This window comes from Dongia sp. P2_B8 (genome assembly GCF_056404715.1).
On record NZ_JBFUDM010000005.1, the window covers coordinates 234,081 to 249,922 of the forward strand.

Consider the following 15,842-nt stretch of genomic DNA (forward strand, 5'->3'; position numbering starts at 1 on the left):
GGCACCGTCACAGTTTCGGCAGCCAGTCGGGCCATTTCCAGTCCGGGAGCGAGATGTCCGGCCAGGACCAGCCGCTCTGGTCGCGCAGATTGCTCATAGAGACCAGCACATCCTGCAATTCGGCGCGTGCCCAGGCGCCGATGAATTTATGATATTCGCCGGCAATCAATGCCAGGGTGTGCGGCTTTACAAACCACCAGGAATCCTGCATCTCCTTGGGGAAGACCGGGTGCGGAATGATGGTGAGGCCAGGCAGTGCCCGGTGGAATTCCAGCTGGCTGCGCTTCATGTGGTAGTTGGCCGTCACCAGCCGCACCGACTGCACATGGTTGTCGCGCACCCAGGCCGCGGTCTCGACCGCATTACCGACGGTGTTGCCAGCTTCATAGCCCAAGGTGACGCAGCAGGTCAGCAGGTCGCCACTGGGGGCCACGCTCTTATTGTCGCCCATGCCATCGATCACCTGAGTCAGGGTGACGCCCTGTGCGACACCGGTGATCAGCAACCGGGGTGAGAGGCCCGCACCCAGCAGCCGGAACCCTTCCGCCAAACGGTCGCCACCGCCAGTGAGGACCACCACGGCATCGGTCTTGCTGGTCGCATCCTTCACCTCACGCGGGATGAAGGCGGCAAATCCCATGAAGCCGATGAACCAGACGAACGCCGCCAGCAGCAGGATGTGGACAAGCTTGCGCCCCAGCCCTTCGCGCTGTGCGTGCGGATCGCGGAAATTGATGCGGTTGACCCCCATAGCGCGCCCTATCTAGCAGGTTCAAATGAACCGCGCCAGCGACCGCAAAACGGTCCAGCGGGCGGTTATCATGGCAATCAGCGCCGTAGCAAAGGGCAGCAGGCCAAGCACCCCCCATTGCCAGGGCAACAATTTGACATCGAGATTGAGGGCAAGGCCCGAAGGGTCGCCACCGGCCACATTACCAGCCGCCGTGACGGAGCTGGTGAGATGCAGAAGATGATCCGCCCCCAGCAGGGTGGCTGCCGCCAGGATCGTGCCCACGACACCCCCAACGATGCCAAGGCGCAGCGACTGTGCCTGGAACTGCTGGGCGATATAGGAATCGGGCGCCCCTATGAGATGCACGATCTCGATGACGCTGCGGTGGATGGAGAGGCCGGTCCGGGTCACGAAAATGACCGTGAGCGCGGTTGCCGCCAGCACCAGGCCCGTGAGCAGGGCCGCCAGCAATTTGAGGCCACGCAGGAAGGCCAGCGCATCGGCAATCCAATCTGCATGGTCATCGACCCGGGCACCCGGCTGGATGGCTTCGAGATCATGCTGCAGTTGGACCTGGTCGAGTGCGGCATCGTCGCGCAGCGTGACCGCGATCATGGCCGGCAGCGGAATGTCGAGCTCGCTGGCCTCGGCCCCCAGCCAGGGTTCCAACAGGCGCGCGATCTCGCGGTCGTCAAGCAAGGTGGTGCCGGCGACGCCCGGCGTGGCACTCAAAAGGTCGATCACCTTGTCGAGAATCTCGCTGCGCTCGGTGACGCCGATATCGTCGGTGAACGGCACCTCGACGGTGAGGTTGCCCGTGAGGCCACTCTGCCAATTGGCTGATAGGCGATCAACCACCATGGCCGAGCCTACGGCCAGCGCCGCCAGATAGACCATGAACCCCAATATCCAGGGCAGGAATTTCGCCGCGGCATCGCGGTTGAGCGGCAGGTCGGTGCGCAGGCCCAGCATCATGCCTGCTCCTGCCCACCGGTGGTGGGCATCACATAAGGCGAGAGTGGGCGCGGTTGCGATTCTCCGGCCGGATCGAAGATCCGCACCGAGCTCTGCTCCAGCCGCAATTGCCGATGCGTGAAGCGGCTGACCAGCGCATCGTTGTGCGTCGCCACCACCACCGTTGTCCCAAGCTTGTTGAGTTCTTCGAAGAGGTACATGAGGCGCAAGCCGATGACGTCGTCGACATTGCCCGTGGGCTCATCGGCCAGCAGCAGATTGGGCCGCGCAATGACCGCGCGCGCAATGGCAACGCGCTGCTGCTGCCCGCCGGACAAGGTAGCCGGCAGTGCGTTGAGATGCTCGGCAAGGCCCACCCAGCTCAGCAGCTCGCTGCAATGCCGGCGGATATCGGATTCGCGCACGCCAGCGACCCGCAGCGGCAAGGCGACATTGTCCAGCGCCGAGAGATGTTCAATGAGGCGGAAATCCTGGAACACCACGCCGACGCGCCGGCGGATGGACGGGAAATCGGCCGGCTGCAGTGTCGCCACGTCGCGCCCGAACAGGCTCACCAGACCGGAGCTGGGCCGCAGGCCCAGATACATCAGTTTCAACAACGAGGATTTGCCGGCACCGGAACGCCCGACCAGGAAGTGGAACGAGCCAGGCGCCAGGGTGAAGCTGATATCTCGCAGGATCTGCGGTCCGGCGCCGTATTGCACCGATACCTGATCGAATAAAACCACTGTCGCCCATCCCAACTGACCAGAGACTTGAAAGAGCTAGCCCAATAGCAGGGGGCCAATCGAATTTGCGCCATTTCTGGCCGAGGATCGGCGCTAACATGGCATAGCGCCTTTGCCTTCGTAAAGCAGATGCACCCGGCCCGAATCCGCCCCGACTCGGCGCGGCGACCCTCAGGCAGGCAAGCCAAGAATAGCGGATTTTCCAGGCTTTTGTGCAGCGCAAGCAGCAGCTAAACGCAGCCCTTGGGCTTGTCCGATGCATTTCCCGGACCTATAACGATTGGGGTTATCGATCGAGCGGACGAATCAGTGATTGTTTCCTGCCCAGCTTGTGCCACCCGCTTTTCGTTGGATGCCGCGTTGCTTGGTGACGCTGGCCGCAATGTGCGCTGTGCGAAATGCGGCCATAAATGGAAGCAGCTGCCGCCGAAATTGGAAACGCCTGAGGGTGTCAGCCCCGACCCGCTCGCGGAATCGGTAGCAGACTCGGCCGCAGCCGCCAGCACCGCGGCGAGCCCCTTTGCCGCCGACATGACCGACCCCTTGCCCGATGCGGCAGCCATGGCCCAGGCGGTGGATATCCCAGCGGCGCCGCCCCGACCGCGTTCACCCCAGCGGCCGACAGGGCCGATCACGGTTCCGCCCAAGCTGCGCCCGATGATGCCAAGGCGCCGCTTTGCGCTTTTGCCCTTGTATCTGATCGCGGGATTGCTGGTGGGCCTGGTGGCGGCGGGTTTCTTCTTCCGAGCCGAAATCGCCCGCGCCGTTCCGGCGCTCGACATTGTCTACAGCCTGATGGGCCTCTCGACCAGCAACCCTGCCGAAGACCTGCAGATCGGCAATTTGGTGTTCAAGCGCCGCAACGAGGACGGCAAGGCGGTCATCTCCATCCAGGCCGACGTCTTCAACGCATCGGATTATCCGGTGAAGCTGCCGGATCTAAAGGCAATACCCTATGGCAAGGATGCTTCGGGCAATAAGATCGTCTTGCAGCCGGGCCACCTCTTCCAGCTTGAGCAGGATGTGATCGAGCCCGGCGAAACTATTACGTTCCGCACTTTTTTTGAGAACCCACCCGAGGGGTCGAAAAGCCTCGAGGTCACATTTGGCCAAATGCCCGACTAACGGCAGCTGTCTATCTGCCTCCACGTCAAAATGCCTCAAATCTGCCACTTTCTACTGTCGAAATGCGCCTCGACGGTTGCTCGATCTTACCAATAATTAACGGTTTCCGCTTAAGCTCACCCCGAGATCGTTGACCACTCGGTCATTTTCCCCCGAGTCGTTTGGTCTGGTCAGCCGGTTGGCAATAGTCGGAAAGCAGGTAAGTCGATTTTGGAGCCCGATGGATATCGGGAACCAAGTTTGGATGTGATCGTTAATGGGCGGTTGGCCATCCTCTGTTGGCCAACCGGGAAATTAGTACCTTGGCGAGCCAGCATTCATGACGGCGGGTAATGTGAGGAATTGGTGGATTGATGTCGGCATTGAGTGCACGCGCTACGACCTACAGAACCAGAAGGACTGAAAATACTGTGTCCGCGATTCTGCTCGCTGAAGACGACGAATCTGTGCGCGCTTTTGTGACCCGGGCTTTGACCCATCGTGGCCATGAAGTGACCGCCGTGGGCGATGGCGATGCTGCCATCAAGGCCCTGAAGGCACAGACCTATGATTTGATGCTGACCGATATCGTCATGCCTGGCCTCGACGGCCTCGCTTTGGCCGAGACCGCAGCCAAGATCAACCCGCGCATGACCGTGCTGATGATGACCGGCTTTGCCGAAGCCCGTGAACGCGCCGACGGTTTCCGCGGCCAGCAGGGCCCGGTCACCGACGTCATTACCAAGCCCTTCAGCCTGCAGCAGATCTGCAATGCCGTCGACGAAGCGCTGAGCGGCCAGCGTCAGCTCGGATAAAACCGTTTCCAGGCAGCTCTGAGCCAGGCAGTACTTAGCCGGATATCGCTTGAACCGTCGTGATCTGCCCTAAGCGGACTCCTCGCGTGCGACAAGCTCCAGCAATCCGCCATAGCGCACGAGCCGCCCCAATAGCGGAAGCTCGATGTTGACGTTGAATTCATAATGATCGCCGTGCTCACTCTCCCAGGCCGTCAGCCGTGGCGCCAGCCACGACGGCAGCGTGATAGGACCCAAGCGTACATCGACCAGCCGATAATGCAGGGCTCCCCCGGCGACCTCTGGCTTCAGGCGTAGCCGCAGCGGTCCCATGGCTTCGACGAGATAGGCGCCCGCCATGGAAAAATTGCTTTCCAGGCGCCGGCCTGCGAAATCGCGTCGCCAGATCATCCGGTCCGGCAGATGCTCGCCATGCACCGTCATGAGGCAGGCACGGGCAGCGGGTGGCAACTTCATGATCGCTCCAATAAGCGCACAAATGCCGGTACCACGCTCGACGGCGACAATTCCGACCAGATTGATCTGCCCCTGATGAGCCCTTTGCACGACCTCCGGCAACCGGGCGAAATCGACCCCCAGACATTCTGTCAGGACGTTCTGTGCCACCTTCTGCCCCCGTCGATTCGTCGATGCTTGGCGCCGACTATCGGCTTAGCACGACACAGCCGACATCGCCGGTCGTTTCGATATCTCGAAACCATCTGTTGGAATGTATCCGGGGATTCTTGAATCAGAACTGCTTCAGCAGCCGATCGAGATAGTCGCGTTCGATTTTCGGACGCGTGGGGTCGTTGCGGCGCTTCTGAATATTCTCGAAGATTTTCTTGGCTTCCTCAGGCGGCTCCGACAGCGGCCAGCCGTCTCGTCGCGACGTGTCCACGGCACTGCCTGCGTTGCCATCGTCGGTCGCGCGGCCGAGCGGATCCATCTTGTCGCGCTGGCCGCGGCCCGGCACCTGGCCGGCCTGCCGCTGCATCATCTGCTGTGCCGATTGCAGGCCCTGCTGCAATTGGCTCAGCGCATCGTTCTGGTTTTCAGCCGCCCCGCCGAAATCCTGATTGTTGAGATTTTCGACGGCACCGCGCATCGATTGCTCGGCCTGGCCGAGGCCATCGGGCAGGTCGCCGAAGGTATTGCCGAACTGGCGCATGAGATTGCCAAGATCGCGGCGCAACTGTTCTTGCCCCGTGGCACCCGATCCGGCACCGCTGCCTTGATCACCCGGCATGCCCTGACCATCCATGCCCTGGCCCGGGTTCATCTCACCCTCGCCCATGCCTTGCTGGCCAGGCTGCTGGCCGCGCTGGGCATTATAACTGTCTTCGAGCAGCTTTTGCTGCCGCTGCATCAGGCGGCCAAGCTCGTTGGAAAGCTGCTGCTGCTGTTGGCCTTCGCGGCTCATCATCGAAGGCACGCCCGCCTGCAGATTCTCCATCATCTTCTGCAACTGATCGAGCATCTGCTTGGCGGAATCCTTGGCACCCGATTGTGCCATGCGCCGCGCATCGTTCAGCATCTGGTTGAGGTCCTGCTGCGACAGCTTCAGTCCGTTGGGCGAAAGCTGGCGCATCGGCTGGCCACTTTCCATGGCGCGCTGCAATTGCTGCTGCAGATCCTGCATGTAGCGATTCATCGCCTCCTGCAGCTGGTTCATCAGCCGCTCGATTTCTTCATCCGGGGCACCGCGATCAAGCGCATCCTGCAATTCCTGCTGCAGGCGGCGGAATTCGCGCAAGGCCAGCGACGTGCCGCCATCCTCCAGATCGATCGCCGTATCCCACATCAATTGTAGGATCGGCGGCAGGTCCGATGGCGCGAATTCGGACGCCATCAGCCGCCGTGCCGCGAAATCCATGCCGAGGAAGGCGGCAATCCGGTCCTCATAGGTTTCCGGCTGCGATTTCAACAACATCAATTCGCGCGCTGCCAACTGATGGTCGCGCCAGTCGACGGCGAGGCGCTTCCGCTGTTCGATGATGGCGCGGGCAACCGGATGATAGAATTTCCGCTCCGGCAGAGTCATGGCAAGGGGCGCCGACGCGCCGATCTGGCCCATCGCATCGCGCGCCACCAGCCGCAGCTCAACATCGAGCCCGGCCCAACTATGGGCGGTCAGATCCTGGAAGCTGCCGCCCTTGGCAATACGCGACCCGTCGGTATCAACGCCGGATTGCGACAGCGGCAGTTTGAACTCGAAGCTTTCCGTGCCGCGGCTGACGACCAGGCGCAGATCGGTGACGCCGTAATCGTCGCGGGCGGTGTAATTGAGACGCAGGACGCCGCGGTCGGTGACGGCGGGATCGCCGGCAAAGGCAGCGCTGGGCGCGCGGTCCGAGACAATATGCAGCGGCCATTCGATGACCGTGGCGAGGCCCGACTTGACGCCGATGCTGCTGCCCGTGGTCAACGTTGCTTCCGCCCGCTGTGTCGTGCCGTCCAGCGCTTCGAAGGGAGTCTTTGCGTCATTGGCCAGCAACGTCGCCGGACCACCTACGCCACTCGTCGGCAGCCCCTGTGCCTGCATCAGCAAGCGGGAACCGGCGGGCACGTCGAGGGGTTTGGCATCTTCCGCCACCTGGTCCTTGGCGAGGCTGATCGGCGGCAGGCCGGTATAATCCGGAGGTGTGATCCAGGCCTCGACGATGACCTGGTCGATATCCTCAATGCCCGCAAAGTTCGGCAGCAAGGCCTGGTCGATGCGGCGCAGCCAGGCTTCATTGGCGATGAAGAAGCTGGCCACCGCCAGCAGCAGCGCCAACTGCCGCAGCGCCCGTGGATCGCGCATGGCCAGGCCGGTATCCGGCCAGCTGAGGTCGAGACGGCCAATCGACGCCATAAGGCGCGCCCGGTGTCGCTGCCACAGGCTGGTCGCCGCCGGATCGATGAGGTTGCTGACCTGGGCATCGTCGATATGGGTCAGCGGCCGGTGCGCAAGGCCGCTGTCCCGTTCCAGCCGCCGGAGGGCATCGCGCCAGTTCGGCAGGCGGAAGCCACGCAGGCCACGCCACAGGGCAAACCCAAGGCCCGCGGCAGCCAGAGCAAGCAGGGCCGTATGAAGCCAGACCGGCAGCAGGCGCGGCAGGCCGGCCCAGGCGACAGCCAGCGCCAGCGCCAGCACGGCAATCGGTGGTGTGAGGGCAGACCATAGCCGCTCAAGCGCCAGGATACCCCAGGCAAGAACGGCCATCAGCCGGACACCGATCGGCAACCCCGTCGGCGTTACCGGGCTTTTGTCTCTCTCTTCCCCGAGAACCGGGCGTCTTGCCATCTGTCCTCCTGGTTGTCGCCGATCTTCTCCCTCTCCCTAAAGGGAGAAGGAATAAGGTGGGATATTGCTGGCGCTAAATTTACAGCCAGCTGGGCAGATTGTCTTGGCCGATGATTGCGTCATAAGTTTGGCGCGCCCTAACCACTTCAAACTTATCGCCTTTTACCAACACCTCCGGCACTAGCGGGCGCGTGTTGTAGGTCGACGACATGACCGCGCCATAGGCCCCGGCCTCGCCAAAGGCGATAAGGTCCTCGGGCTTCAAGGGCGGCAGCGGCCGCTGCTCGGCAAACTGGTCGCCGGTCTCACAGATCGGCCCCACCACATCAACCCGTTTCACGGGCGCGTCGTCGGCCGGCTGCTGCACGGGCAGGATCTGGTGATAGGCATCATAGAGCGTCGGGCGGATGAGGTCGTTCATCGCCGCATCGACGATCACGAAGGTGCGGTTGACCCCCTCCTTCACATTGATGACGCGGCTGACCAATATGCCGGAATTGCCGACGATGCTGCGACCTGGCTCAGCCTCGAGCTTCAGCCCCATATTGCCGAAATTCTCCGCCACGGCTGTGGTGTAGTCGGCGAAACTGATGATCTGCTCGTCGCGGTAGGTAATGCCGACGCCACCGCCAAGATCGATCCTCTCTACGGTCAGGCCCTTTGCGCGCAGTGCCTTGACTAGATCGGACATCTTTCGAAAGGCATCCTTGAACGGCGCGATATCGATGAGCTGCGAACCAATGTGGCAGGCAAGGCCCTTCACCTCGATGCCGGGCAGGCTCGCGGCCTCGGCATAGATCGCCGGCGCATGATCGATGTCGATACCGAATTTGTTTTCCGATTTGCCGGTCGCGATCTTGGCATGGGTCTTCGCGTCGACATCCGGGTTGATGCGCAGGGCGACCGGCGCGCGCTTGCCCAATTGCAGCGCGACCTCGTTGAGTGTCCGCAGCTCGCCCGGCGATTCCACGTTGAACTGATAGATGCCCGCCTTCAGCGCCTCCGCCATTTCGGCGCGCGTCTTGCCGACCCCGGCAAAGACGATGTCGCTGGCCGGGATACCGGCCTTCAGCGCCCGGTACATCTCGCCCACCGACACCACATCGGCGCCGGCACCCAGGCTGGCCAGCGTCTTGATCACCGCCTGGTTCGAATTGGCTTTCAGCGAATAATAAAGCCGCGCATTGAGCCCACCCAAGGCCGCATCGAAGGCACGGAAATTGTCGGCAAGCTTTGCCGTCGAATAGCAATAGAACGGGGTCCCGACCTCGGCCGCGATACGGCTCAAGGGGACGCCCTCGGCATGAAGCTCGCCGTTCTGGTAATGGAAATGGCTCATGGAAGTCTTTCTAAGAACGGAAACGCATCAACCGCTGAAAACGCCCGTCTGCGGTTTGACTGTCTGCGGATATTGCTGCGGGAACTGGTCCTTATGGACTTCCTTGGGCAGTTCGGGGACACCATTGCGGCCACAGGCACTGACACCGGCCGCCAGCACCAACGCTGCCGTCAGCAGAACCACGGAAATCTTCGACATCTTCATAACAAGCGCTCCCTGGCGGCTTTGGCGGCGGCCCGCACATTGTCGGGCGCCGTTCCGCCCTCGGATCTGCGGCCAGCCACCGAATTCTCGACTTTCAAGACCGGATAGACATCCTGCGTGATGCGCGGCTCGACTGCCTGCATATCAGCCAGGCTCAAATCAGCAAGGCCCTTGCCCTGGCCCTCTGCCTGTTTTACCAGCGTGCCGGTGACATGATGCGCATCGCGGAACGGCAGGCCCAGTGCCTTGACCAGCCAGTCGGCCAGATCCGTCGCGGTCAGGAAGCCGCGCTCGCAGGCATCGCGCATGCGCGCGCGGTTGGGCGTCAAATCGCGCACCATCCCTGTCATCGCTGCCAGCGACAGCAGCACGGTGTCGGTGGCGGCAAAGGTCGGCGCCTTGTCGTCCTGCATGTCCTTGCCATAGGTCAGCGGCAGGCCCTTGAGGATGATAAGCAATTGCACCATCAAACCGATCACCTCGCCGGCCTTGGCACGCACCAGTTCCGCCGCGTCCGGATTCTTTTTCTGCGGCATGATCGAGGAGCCGGTGGTGAAGGCGTCGGACAATGTGATGAACCGGAACCCCTCGCTCATCCAGATGACGATCTCTTCCGCAAGACGCGAGAGATGCACCGAGAGGATCGAGAGGGCGGCGAGATATTCCAGCGCAAAATCGCGGTCCGACACGGCGTCCAGCGAATTGGCCGCCGGCCGATCGAAGCCCAAGGCCTTGGCGGTCATCTGCCGGTCGATCGGGAACGTCGTGCCGGCGAGGGCGGCTGCCCCCAGCGGGCTCTCGTTGAGACGCCGGCGCGTATCGGCGAGGCGCCCAAGATCACGGCCGAGCATCTCGACATAGGCCAGCAGATGATGGCCGAAGGTCACGGGCTGGGCCGGCTGCAGATGCGTATAACCCGGCATCACGGTCGCAGCTTCCTCTTCAGCACGGTCGATGAGCGCTGCCACCAGGGCGCGCGTCTCGGCCGTCACCTCGTCGCAGGCGCGGCGCACCCACAGCTTGAAGTCGAGTGCCACCTGGTCATTGCGCGAGCGTGCGGTGTGGAGCCGGCCGGCGGGCTCGCCGATCAGTTCCTTCAACCGTTGCTCGACATTCATGTGAATGTCCTCGAGCGCCACCTTGAATTCGAATTTGCCGGCCTCAATCTCGGCCTTCACGGCGGTGAGACCCTTGGCGATCGCAGCGCCGTCCACCTCGGTGATGATGCCCTGCTTCACCAGCATCGCGGCATGGGCCAGCGACCCCTGGATGTCTTCCGCATAAAGGCGCTTGTCCACGCCGATGGAGGCATTAATCTGCTGCATGATCGCTGCTGGACCGGCAGCAAAACGACCGCCCCACATGCTGTTGGCGGAATCAGGTCCTGGGGTGGACGATGACGAAGATTGGTTCTTGGCACTCATGATACTGAAAAAGACCGCCTTTTTGGGCACGATTCTGGGCATTTGCCTGGGGTTGGCACAGCTTCACCCGGCTGTGGCCGAAAGCGCCTCCCCAAAGCTCGGGGACTTTAGCCCGTTCGATCCACCCCTGCCAACGCCCAATGAGGATTTTGAGGATGCCCTGGGGGGCAAGGTCCATCTCGCCGATTTCAAGGGCCAGGTGGTGGTGCTCAATTTCTGGGCCAGCTGGTGCGCCCCTTGCGTCGCCGAAATGCCGACCCTGGACGCCCTCCAGGCCGATTTGGGCGATGCCGGGCTCAAGGTCATCGCCATCAGCCTCGACCGCGACGGCATCAAAAAGGCCGCCCCTTTCTTCCGGCGGACCGGCGTCAAGAATTTGAAGCTCTATACCGACCGCACCAGCGATCTGTTCCAGGAGTTGGAAGGCTCGGCACTGCCCACCACCTACCTCATCGACCGCGACGGCAAGGTCGTGGAGATGTATGTCGGCGCCACCGACTGGAACGCCGACGCGGTGAAGGGCGTGTTGAAGAAGTATCTCGACGTCAAGCCAGCGGGATGACGCAGCCGGCCGTTATTTCCGGGCCGTTTTATTTCGCCCTGACATAGATCGCGATCGGCTTCTTGCCCCACATGGTGGACGCCACCTGCCGATAGTTCGACCAGGCTTCGGCAAAGGCCGGATTGTGCGACAAATAGGCGAGATAGCTTGAGCCGTCGGCGAGGGCCGGCCTTTCGTTGACCAGCACGATATCAGGCTGGTGGCGCGTCATATCCTCGACCAGGCCTCGCTCCAGTTCGGCAATGTCCGCTCGCGCCTGCAGGGCTGCAGCACCTGTTCCATTGACCGCAACCTCGACCATGGGACGCAGCAGCCAGGGGCATTGCGAGCGGAACGCGATCCTGGTGCCATAAAGCGGCACAGCGTAGATCGCCGGCAAGGCGCCGGTATCCAGCAGCAGCATGCCGTTGCCGGCATCCTGCGCCCGAATGGCCGCGAGGGTGGGATCGTCCGTGAGGGCTTCCGGATTCGGAAAGCTGCGGCTCACCGCCGAGACGGTGAGGCCCACGGTTGCTGCCAATAAGGCCAGCGACAGGCCGATGGCGGTGCGCGCGGGTCTACCGCCCTTATCCAGCATCGAGATCACCGCGAGCGTGCCTAAAAGTTCGGTCGCCACTTCGAGCGGGATGAGATGATAGGCAAAGCCCTTCGACTGCAGGACAAAACCCAAGGCAAGTCCGGGCCAGACGAGGAGCAGCGCCGTCATCAGCGGCCGCCACGGCGATGTTGGCGGCAGACGTCCCCAGGCAAGAAGGGCGATGCCCAGAATACCGAACAACGGCCAGCGCAACGTGAAGAGGTCGAGCAGCAGCGAGGGCATCGGCCGGTTGAGATACGCATAATAGCGCCACCCCAGTTTCCCCATCTCCAGCCATTCGGGAAAGATTGCGAAGCTGAGAATAAGGATCACGACCCCAGCCAAGATGGCCGACCGCACATCCGCCGCATTGATAGTCTTGCCAAGGCCGAGCTGCCAGGCGCGGACACCCCAGAGCGTCAGCACGACAATCGCATAGTGCGGCTTGACCGCCAGTGCCAGCGCCGTGAACACGCCAGCCAGGATCTGCCAGGCGGTGCCCGACCGTGTGCCGGCAAACCGCGCTGCCTCCAGGGCGATGAGCGGCAGCAGGAACAGGATGACGAAATTGTCGCGCTGGCCGAACTGATAGATCTGGACACAGAACGCGATGAACGCGGCTTGCGCGAGAGGCCACAGCCAATTCTGGGCCATCTTCGGCGCCAGCACGGGATGGAGAACCATCACCATCACGGCGATCGGGCCCAGCGCGATGAGGGCCACGGCAAGGTGGTGGCCAAGCGCCATGGAGAGGCCGAAGATGCGCGACATCAGCACCGACGGCAGATAGAGCAGGATGCCCGGCGGGGTATTGACCTCGACGACGTCGATACCGAAACGGCCGCCGTCCAGCAGCCGGCCTGCCGCCGTCAGGAACCAGATGACATCTTCATTGAGGACCGACAGCTGCTGCCGGTAGAGGCACAATGCCCAGATGGCAGCCGACAGAAGCAGAAACGGAAGGGCCGACAACCAGCGCGGGGTGGGCGTCGTTGTGACGCTCATCGAGGGGATTGCCCACTCACCCGCAGCATGGGCGTATTTAGCGCGTCGGGACGGGCGTTTCGCCGCTGTAATCGTAGAAGCCGCGGCCGGCCTTCTTGCCGTACCAGCCAGCTTCGACATATTTCACCAGCAGCGGGCACGGGCGGTATTTGCTGTCGGCAAGACCTTCATAGAGCACCTGCATGACGGCAAGGCACACGTCGAGGCCGATGAAATCGGCAAGCTCCAGCGGACCCATCGGATGGTTGGCGCCAAGACGCATCGCCGTGTCGATGGCATCGACATTGCCGACACCTTCATAAAGCGTATAGACCGCCTCGTTGATCATGGGGAGCAGGATGCGGTTGACGATGAAGGCCGGGAAATCTTCCGAGGTCGCCGTGGTCTTGCCGAGCTTCTCGGCCAGATCGCGCACCTGGGTAAAGGTGTCGTCGTCGGTGGCCAAACCCCGGATGAGCTCGACCAGCTTCATCAGCGGCACCGGGTTCATGAAATGCATGCCGATGAACTTCTGCGGCCGGTCGGTGGCAGCAGCGAGGCGCGTGATCGAGATCGACGACGTGTTGCTGGCCAGCAGCGTCTCCGCCTTCAAATGCGGGCACACGGCACGCATGATCTCTTTCTTGATCTCTTCCTTCTCGGTCGCGGCTTCGATGACGAAGTCGCTGGGACCGAGGTCCTTCAATGATTGGCTGGTCTTGATGCGCGCGATCGCCGCGTCTTCATCGCCTTGCGTGATGAGGCCGCGCTTCACCTGGCGGTTCATGTTGGCGCGGATGGTTTCCAGCGCCTTGGCCAACTGCGCCGGATTGTTGTCGACCATGATGACGTCGAGCTTGGCCAGCGAGCACACATGGGCGATACCGTTGCCCATCTGACCCGCACCGATGATGCCGATAGTTTCGATCGTCACGTTTGGACCTCTTCTTCTCGTTTCACCGGAAAGAGGCGGCCCGCTGACGTCGCTGCCAGCGGGCCCACTTCCGGGTATCTTTTCGCTTACTTGCCGAGTTCTTTCACCAGTTCCGGCACCGCCGTGAACAGATCGGCGACCAGGCCGTAATCGGCAACCTGGAAGATCGGCGCGTCTTCATCCTTGTTGATGGCGACGATGACCTTGCTGTCCTTCATGCCGGCGAGATGCTGGATGGCACCTGAAATGCCGACGGCGACATAAAGGTCCGGCGCCACGATCTTGCCGGTCTGGCCGACCTGGTAATCGTTGGGCACGAAGCCGGCATCGACGGCAGCGCGCGAGGCACCGACCGCAGCACCCAATTTGTCGGCCACTTCTTCCAGCATCTTGAAATTGTCGCCCGACTGCATGCCGCGACCACCCGAGATCACGATCCGCGCCGAGGTGAGTTCCGGACGCTCGGTCTTCTGCACTTCTTGGCCCAGGAACTTCGAGAGACCTGCATCGCCGCCCGAGGCGATCTTTTCGACCGCGGCAGAGCCACCGGTTTCAGCGGCGGCATCGAATGCCGTCGCGCGCACGGTGACCAACTTGATCTTGTCCGACGATTGCACGGTGGTCAGTGCGTTGCCGGCATAGGTCGGGCGCACGAACGTGTCCGGGCTCTCGACCGCCGAGATTTCCGAAATCTGCTGCACGTCGAGGAGTGCTGCGGCGCGCGGCAAGATGTTCTTGCCGTTGACCGTCGCGGCAGCCAGCACATGGCTGTAATTGGCGGCAAGGCTGACGATCAGCTTGGCCACGTTTTCAGCCAGCGCATGGCCATAGATGGCGTCATCGGCCAGCAGGACCTTGGCGACGCCAGCCACCTTGGCCGCGGCCGCGGCCGCGCCTTCAGCACCGGCACCGGCCACCAGGATATGAATGTCGCCGCCAATTTTCTGGGCGGCGGTAACGGCATGCAAGGTCGCTGATTTCAGCGAGGCGTTGTCATGCTCGGCAAGGACGAGAATGCTCATGATCTATGACCTCAGATGACTTTTGCTTCGTTCTTCAGCTTGTCGACCAGCTCGGCCACAGACTTCACCTTGATGCCAGCCGAACGCTTCGGCGGTTCGGACACTTTCAAGGTCTTCAGTCGCGGGGTGGGGTCGACGCCCAGCTGCTCCGGGGTCAAGGCATCAATCGGCTTCTTCTTCGCCTTCATGATGTTGGGGAGCGATGCGTAACGCGGTTCGTTGAGGCGGAGGTCGGTGGTCATGACGAAGGGCGTCTTGACCTCGATCGTCTCCAACCCACCATCGACTTCGCGGGTCACGTTGGCGGTATTGTTGTCGTTCAAGACCAGCTTCGAGGCAAAGGTCGCCTGCGGCCAACCGAGCAACGCCGACAGCATCTGGCCGGTCTGGTTGGCATCGTCATCAATCGCCTGCTTGCCCAGGATCACCAAGCCCGGCTGTTCCTTGTCGACCACGGCTTTCAATAGCTTCGCGACCGCCAGCGGCTGCAGCTCGACATCGGTCTGCACATGGATGCCGCGATCGGCACCCATGGCAAGGGCTGTACGAATGGTTTCCGCGCACTGCGCGTTGCCCAGCGAGACAGCGACGATTTCCGTCACCTTGCCGGCTTCCTTGAGGCGGACGGCCTCCTCGGTCGCAATTTCGCAAAAGGGATTCATGGACATCTTGACGTTCTGGGTTTCGACGCCCGTGCCGTCCGCTTTGACGCGAACCTTCACGTTGGCATCGATCACCCGCTTAACTGCGACGAGGACTTTCATCTTGATGGACCCGGATGAGACAGTGTTTGAACTACTGTGGTTGCAACGGTCGATGCCCGCGGCGCTCGGTAACCTGCCCGTTCGGCAAGCCCTGTGCCCGGCGCGACACCCCCTGCCCTCGCACACCGCACAAAACGGCCGCGAGGCAGTAAATTTCGCATGCGCAAAATAGGGGCATGGCATCTTTGTGTCAACGCCGCCACATAACTAGCCCCGAAGCGTCAAACAAGCGCTTAAGCGCGAAATATCAAGGGCTTCGTGACCATCCGCAGCGTGTGGTTAACTCCTGGCTCCGCCCATTCGGGTAAGCTGCATGCAGCTTCCTTAGGCAATCCTTGCCAGGATTTTGAGCAATGGGACCTCGCCCAAGAACCGATTCTACCGCAAGCGCTTTGGTGCCCGCTTGGGC

Annotated in this window: 15 protein-coding genes; 3 read left to right on the plus strand and 12 right to left on the minus strand. The window is 62.1% G+C overall.

Going from position 1 to position 15,842, the window contains the following annotated elements; genetic code table 11:
• Positions 1–7: 7 nt before the first annotated feature.
• From AC1DWZ_RS16290 to ftsE, 3 genes are read right to left on the minus strand one after another with little or no spacing between them, the layout of a single operon-like run.
• Positions 8–751: a YdcF family protein gene (locus AC1DWZ_RS16290; protein WP_477169971.1), complete on the minus strand. Its 744-nt coding sequence runs from the start codon at positions 749–751 to the stop codon at positions 8–10.
• 21 nt (positions 752–772) lie between these two features.
• The gene (locus AC1DWZ_RS16295) at positions 773–1,708 is read right to left on the minus strand and encodes a cell division protein FtsX (RefSeq protein WP_477169972.1); all 936 of its coding nucleotides are present in this window, start codon (positions 1,706–1,708) and stop codon (positions 773–775) included.
• The gene (gene ftsE / locus AC1DWZ_RS16300) at positions 1,705–2,436 is read right to left on the minus strand and encodes a cell division ATP-binding protein FtsE (RefSeq protein WP_477169973.1); all 732 of its coding nucleotides are present in this window, start codon (positions 2,434–2,436) and stop codon (positions 1,705–1,707) included. The genes AC1DWZ_RS16295 and ftsE overlap by 4 nt, the downstream gene beginning before the upstream one ends.
• Before the next feature lie 309 nt (positions 2,437–2,745).
• Here ftsE and AC1DWZ_RS16305 point away from each other — a divergent pair, with 309 nt between their 5' ends.
• Both AC1DWZ_RS16305 and AC1DWZ_RS16310 read left to right on the plus strand, forming a co-directional pair.
• On the plus strand, positions 2,746–3,561 hold the full coding sequence (locus AC1DWZ_RS16305; RefSeq protein WP_477169974.1) for a zinc-ribbon domain-containing protein: 816 nt from the start codon (positions 2,746–2,748) through the stop codon (positions 3,559–3,561).
• A gap of 410 nt (positions 3,562–3,971) precedes the next feature.
• Complete coding sequence (locus tag AC1DWZ_RS16310; protein ID WP_477169975.1) at positions 3,972–4,355, plus strand: response regulator; 384 nt, start codon at positions 3,972–3,974, stop codon at positions 4,353–4,355.
• Between the two features lie 69 nt (positions 4,356–4,424).
• On the opposite strand, the gene AC1DWZ_RS16315 is transcribed toward AC1DWZ_RS16310, so the two are convergent.
• The 5 genes from AC1DWZ_RS16315 to argH all read right to left on the minus strand — a co-directional run bounded on the left by AC1DWZ_RS16315 (position 4,425) and on the right by argH (position 10,590).
• Entirely contained in the window at positions 4,425–4,961 is a 537-nt protein-coding gene (locus AC1DWZ_RS16315) for a DUF4166 domain-containing protein (protein WP_477169976.1), read from the minus strand.
• 124 nt (positions 4,962–5,085) lie between these two features.
• Complete coding sequence (locus tag AC1DWZ_RS16320; protein ID WP_477169977.1) at positions 5,086–7,623, minus strand: TIGR02302 family protein; 2,538 nt, start codon at positions 7,621–7,623, stop codon at positions 5,086–5,088.
• A 79-nt stretch (positions 7,624–7,702) separates the two neighbouring features.
• Entirely contained in the window at positions 7,703–8,962 is a 1,260-nt protein-coding gene (gene lysA / locus AC1DWZ_RS16325; protein ID WP_477169978.1) for a diaminopimelate decarboxylase, read from the minus strand.
• Positions 8,963–8,989: 27 nt separating this feature from the next.
• Entirely contained in the window at positions 8,990–9,166 is a 177-nt protein-coding gene (locus tag AC1DWZ_RS16330) for a hypothetical protein (protein ID WP_477169979.1), read from the minus strand.
• Positions 9,163–10,590: an argininosuccinate lyase gene (gene argH, locus AC1DWZ_RS16335; RefSeq protein ID WP_477169980.1), complete on the minus strand. Its 1,428-nt coding sequence runs from the start codon at positions 10,588–10,590 to the stop codon at positions 9,163–9,165. Before argH ends, AC1DWZ_RS16330 begins: the two co-directional genes overlap by 4 nt.
• Between argH and AC1DWZ_RS16340 the strand changes: the two genes are divergently transcribed.
• Positions 10,556–11,152, plus strand: a complete 597-nt coding sequence (locus AC1DWZ_RS16340) for a TlpA disulfide reductase family protein (protein WP_477169981.1) — start codon at positions 10,556–10,558, stop codon at positions 11,150–11,152. The genes argH and AC1DWZ_RS16340 overlap by 35 nt on opposite strands.
• Positions 11,153–11,180: 28 nt before the next feature.
• Here the strand turns inward: AC1DWZ_RS16340 and AC1DWZ_RS16345 are convergent, their stop codons facing one another.
• The 4 genes from AC1DWZ_RS16345 to AC1DWZ_RS16360 form a co-directional block, all read right to left on the minus strand.
• Complete coding sequence (locus AC1DWZ_RS16345) at positions 11,181–12,734, minus strand: hypothetical protein (protein ID WP_477169982.1); 1,554 nt, start codon at positions 12,732–12,734, stop codon at positions 11,181–11,183.
• A gap of 37 nt (positions 12,735–12,771) precedes the next feature.
• On the minus strand, positions 12,772–13,647 hold the full coding sequence (locus tag AC1DWZ_RS16350) for a 3-hydroxybutyryl-CoA dehydrogenase (protein WP_477169983.1): 876 nt from the start codon (positions 13,645–13,647) through the stop codon (positions 12,772–12,774).
• Positions 13,648–13,733: 86 nt separating this feature from the next.
• On the minus strand, positions 13,734–14,669 hold the full coding sequence (locus tag AC1DWZ_RS16355) for an FAD-binding protein (protein WP_477169984.1): 936 nt from the start codon (positions 14,667–14,669) through the stop codon (positions 13,734–13,736).
• A gap of 11 nt (positions 14,670–14,680) precedes the next feature.
• Positions 14,681–15,433 (minus strand): electron transfer flavoprotein subunit beta/FixA family protein, encoded by a 753-nt coding sequence (locus tag AC1DWZ_RS16360; RefSeq protein ID WP_477169985.1) that lies wholly within the window; start codon positions 15,431–15,433, stop codon positions 14,681–14,683.
• Between the last annotated feature and the right edge of the window lie 409 nt (positions 15,434–15,842).

Coding starts and splice junctions, on each gene's coding strand:
- AC1DWZ_RS16290 (WP_477169971.1), bottom strand. CDS start 751: ATGGGGGTCAACCGCATCAATTTCCGCGATCCGCACGCACAGCGCGAA.
- AC1DWZ_RS16295 (WP_477169972.1), bottom strand. CDS start 1,708: ATGATGCTGGGCCTGCGCACCGACCTGCCGCTCAACCGCGATGCCGCG.
- AC1DWZ_RS16320 (WP_477169977.1), bottom strand. CDS start 7,623: ATGGCAAGACGCCCGGTTCTCGGGGAAGAGAGAGACAAAAGCCCGGTA.
- lysA (WP_477169978.1), bottom strand. CDS start 8,962: ATGAGCCATTTCCATTACCAGAACGGCGAGCTTCATGCCGAGGGCGTC.
- AC1DWZ_RS16330 (WP_477169979.1), bottom strand. CDS start 9,166: ATGAAGATGTCGAAGATTTCCGTGGTTCTGCTGACGGCAGCGTTGGTG.
- argH (WP_477169980.1), bottom strand. CDS start 10,590: ATGAGTGCCAAGAACCAATCTTCGTCATCGTCCACCCCAGGACCTGAT.
- AC1DWZ_RS16345 (WP_477169982.1), bottom strand. CDS start 12,734: ATGAGCGTCACAACGACGCCCACCCCGCGCTGGTTGTCGGCCCTTCCG.
- AC1DWZ_RS16355 (WP_477169984.1), bottom strand. CDS start 14,669: ATGAGCATTCTCGTCCTTGCCGAGCATGACAACGCCTCGCTGAAATCA.
- AC1DWZ_RS16360 (WP_477169985.1), bottom strand. CDS start 15,433: ATGAAAGTCCTCGTCGCAGTTAAGCGGGTGATCGATGCCAACGTGAAG.